Source organism: Streptomyces sp. NPDC002130, assembly GCF_040296465.1.
Taxonomy (GTDB): domain Bacteria; phylum Actinomycetota; class Actinomycetes; order Streptomycetales; family Streptomycetaceae; genus Streptomyces.
Genome location: NZ_JBEOXI010000431.1, coordinates 1 through 4,170, shown reverse-complemented (window position 1 = coordinate 4,170; position 4,170 = coordinate 1). Strand labels below are relative to the sequence as shown.

The 4,170-nt window shown below is 62.7% G+C and carries 1 protein-coding gene; it reads right to left on the bottom strand.

Annotated features, from left to right (window positions below):
• A partial coding sequence (locus ABT116_RS40305; protein ID WP_351644986.1) for a hypothetical protein occupies window positions 1-4,049 on the bottom strand: 4,049 nt, incomplete at its 3' end.
• Window positions 4,050-4,170: the final 121 nt, after the last annotated feature.

Genomic DNA, 4,170 nt, shown 5'->3' with positions numbered 1-4,170 from the left:
GCCAGATCGACATGCGCCTCTCCCGCGGCCTGGGCGTGCGCATCGACAACCGGGGCGACACCAGCCAGTGGACGCGCCAATGACCGGTCGATACCCTTTTCGTCGAACAGCTTCTCCACGAGGGGTCGCCACTGTTCCGCACCAGAGTTCTTGTCGTACGGGACATCTCCACCACCGGAAGTGGCTGACTTGCCACGGACGATCGTCAAAGCCGCGTCCGTCAACTTGTCGTAGACGGCGAGCGGAATCTGCCCGAACATGCCCAATTCCGAGAACTCCGGAATCATCTTCCGCAGCCCCTTGACCGGAAGCTCGAACAGGTTCGCGGTCTGATTGCGGACCATGTTGAACGCCCCGCTGATCGCTCCCGTGAACCGTTCGAACAGCGACTTCTTTTCCTCGTCGCTCATTTCGGCCTGCGGGAAATCGTTCGCCCAGTGCACGTGATCCCAGTGACCAGGCAAGTCACCGGCGTACACCTGATTCGAGAGCTGGCCCTGGTCGGTGATCATGTTTCCGCCGACGTTGTAGAGCAACGGTCCAGGACCCCAAATCAGCTGCGCTGATTGCGGATACGCCTGGAAAATCCAGTCCGCGTAGGCCTGCTTGTTCGGACCGTCGATGTCGACGGCGCCGCCCTTGCCGTGATAGCCGGAATGGCCGGGGCGAAGAGCGGACGTGATCGTCACTTCCGGGAACGCGTCCTGGATGACCTGCGCCATCCAAGTGTCGGTGTCGGAACCGAAGATCACACCACCACCGAGCGCGAACTGCGCCGGTCCCTTGTTCTGGACCCGACCCCCGTCTCGGTAGTTGCTGGCCAAGGTCTCGCGGCGCATCCGCTCGACCTCGCCGTGACCGCCTGCAGCCATGACTTCTGCTGCTGTCCAGACGTGCTCGCCGTTCGAGAGCCAGGCGGGAATCTTGTCGTCACGCGGGCCACCTGCACCGAACACCGCGCCACCGTCGCGACGATGAATCATCTGGTCTGCGATGTTTCCGCCGGACTTGCCGCCGACTTCACCGATCGGATCGATCGTCGGCCACGGTTCCAGATCGAGCAGTCCCGCGACTGCGTTCCACGCTTTGCCGAGCCCGTTGTTGAGCACGGTGTCGATGACAAAGTTGATCGGCCCTGCCAGACGCTCCCTCAATCCGTCCCAGATGTCGCCGATCGCAGAGACGATGCCGCCGAAGAAGTTTCGCAGTTCGTCGAGCGCGCCCCGGAATCCTGGGAAGTGCTTTTCGACGATGTCCGCGATACCGGAACCGATGGCGGATGGAAGGTTCTTCCAGTCCGTGACGGCTCCGTTGGTGATCTTCGAGAGGAAATCGTTGGCGAGTCCACCGAGGCCTTCGTTGCGTAGGGTGTCCCACGCCGGCCGGATGGTGTTATTCCAACCGTCGGAGACCCGTGAGCACAGTTCGTCCCACTTGGCCTTCGCCCCGTCTCGTAGACCGGTGATCGCCGATGATCCGATTTCACCGATCCGGGAGCTGACGTCACCGAACCACTTCTTGGTGTCCTCGACCTTGTCGCCGACAGAGCCGGTGAATCCGTCCCAGGCGTCCTTGGCCGCATTGATCGACTTCTCCCACAACGCTGCGGCGGGAGACTGCCCTTCTTCCGCGCCGATCCAGTCCCACGCGCCGCCGCTGACGAAGTCGCCGACGCCGCTGAGTCCGCGGTTGATCGCCCCGCCCCAGCCGCCGTGGTCCTTGTTCCACAGGCCACCGTCGTATTCGTCTTTTTCGTTGTTGTAGCCGAAGAACGAGTTGACGCCTCGCGAGGTTTTGCCCCACCAGCCACCGTCGTTGTCGGCTCCGTCCCACACTTGCCGCAGTGCGCCTGCGCGTTGCGCCTGACCAGGTTCGAGCTGTTCGGGAACCTTGCCGGGTGCGTCGCCTTGTTCACCGTCGTCGCTGCTCCGGGCGGGCCGGAACGTCCCCAACAGCCCTGCGGCCGTGGAGATTATGCCCATGATCGATTCGACGATCGACTTGACGTCCTCGAAGAACTTCTTGATTTCTTCGCGACCTTCGGGCGTTCCGAGGAATTCGTTCCAGCGGTCGAGGGTGGACTCGATCGAGTCGAGCCAGGACTCCCCCACCTCATCCGAACCAGCGAACATGTTGCCCGCGAGTTCGCCGATTCCCTTGATGATGCGCCAGATTTGGGCGAACGTGTCGATCGCTTCCTGCATGAAATTGTGCAGTTGCGACTTACCGTTTTCGTCGATGGTGGTGCGCATCGAGTGAATCATTTCGGCGAAATTGCCGGTCCCCTCCTCGAAAGCACCGGTGATGGACGGGAGGAAATCCGATCCGACGGCAGAGAGGTCCAGCAGCGCTGAACCGAGATTGCCGAGACCATCCAGCAACGGCCCCAACGCTTCTGCCGTGTTGGTGAGAATTTGCGAGATGTCGTCCTTGACACCATCTGTCATCAGCCAATCCATGGCCGATTTCAGTTTGGTGTTCAACACGTCCGCCAGCGCCGTCAGACCGTCCGTCAGAATCGGCATGTAGGTGCCGCCGAGCTCCGAGAACTTCTGCCCCATCCCGTCGAACAGCGCGTCCTGTACCGAGAACCGGAGTTCCTTCCAGGCGTCGGACATTCCGCGTGTCATCTCGACGAACTGCCGTGCATTCGGCGAGAGGTTCGCGAGCGCCTCGTTGTACTTCTCGAGGGACGGCGATCCTGCTGCCATGGTGTCGTTCAGGTTCTGCTGAGCGACCGCCACGTTGTCGAGTGCCCGCTCAATCCCCCTCTGCGACTCAGCGACTCGATCCTGCGCATCGACAATCGCTTGCTTCGAGTCGACGACACGGTCATCGGCGTCCACCACTGCCTGTTGAGCAGCGACGACCTGGTCCGCACCTTCGACGCCCTTGGCGTTGACGTCAGCGACCTCGGCCCGGAGATCCTGGTTCGCCTCGCGAACTTCCGTCAGACGCTGGATCTGCTGGCGGTAGGCGAGATCGGCCCTGCGTAGCTGGGTCGGGGTCGTGTCGCCGGAGCTTCGGGCTTCGACCAGTCGTTCCCAGGACTCCTGAACCCCGAGTAGCGCGTCCTCTTCGTCGAGGGAACTGCGCTTGAGGGCGAGGTTCATGTCCTCGATCTGCTCGGTTGCGGCCTTGCGCGCCTGCGTGAGCGACTTCTGTGCGAGTTCCGCATCCGCCACCGCGCGGCGGTTGTTCTTCTCCGCAGACTCGACCTCACGCAGTGCTCGTGTGTGGCCCTTCTCTGCCTGCTCCACCGCGTCGATCGCGTCGGCAAGAGAGCGCTGAGCGGCCTCGGTCTGCTTCGCTGCGGCTGCCGACTCCTTCGCGGAGTTCTTGGCCGCTTCCTTGCCTGCCTCGAAGGCGTCCTTGATGCCGGTGGCTCCGACTGCGATCGTTGCGAAGGTCGCGGCGGCTGCAGCACCCATCGCGGGGAGTAGTGCAACGACCCCTGCTGCCTGGACGAGTTGGCCGATGAGCGGTACCAACGACACTGCACCCAACGCGACCAAAGCGATCTTCGCCAGACCTGCACCGGAAGCAATGCCACTGAGAGCTGCTCCGGCACCGCCGCCGGCGCCGCCACCTCCACCACCGGCAGGGATCGGCGGCATGCCACGAATCAGCGCCTCAAGCGCCAGTACCTGTGCGGTCAGAGCTGCGACCTGAGTCATCGCCGCACCTGTGTCGATGTCCAGGTTCATGTGGACGTCTCTGATCGATGCCCGGAACGCCTGCATTTGCGCATGTGCCCTGGTCAGGTCCAGATCGGCGCGAACGGTGACGTCGGCTTCCATCCCCTGCAACTGGGTACGTACGCGATTACGCAGCCCCGTGAGATTCGGGGTGATGTCGACCTCGACTGCCGGCATGTTCCGGGTGCCGTTCCGCACCCGCTGGTGGAATCCGGCAAGGTTGGGCTCGACCTGAACAGTTGCGTCGACGCGGCGCGAATTGACGAGGAATCGCAGTCGCTCGTGGAAGTTCGCCGATAGCTCTGGTTCGACAATCAGCCGTGCGGATCCCGCGTTGTAACTGTCGGCCACAGGTCACCTCGCTATTTAGTTGTTGAGCCCCAATTTCGCGAGAACGCGATCGACGGATTTCGTGTCGCGTTCGCGTTCGAGGAGTTCGAGGGCGGTACGTGGCCGTTCGAGAGGCAGGGGC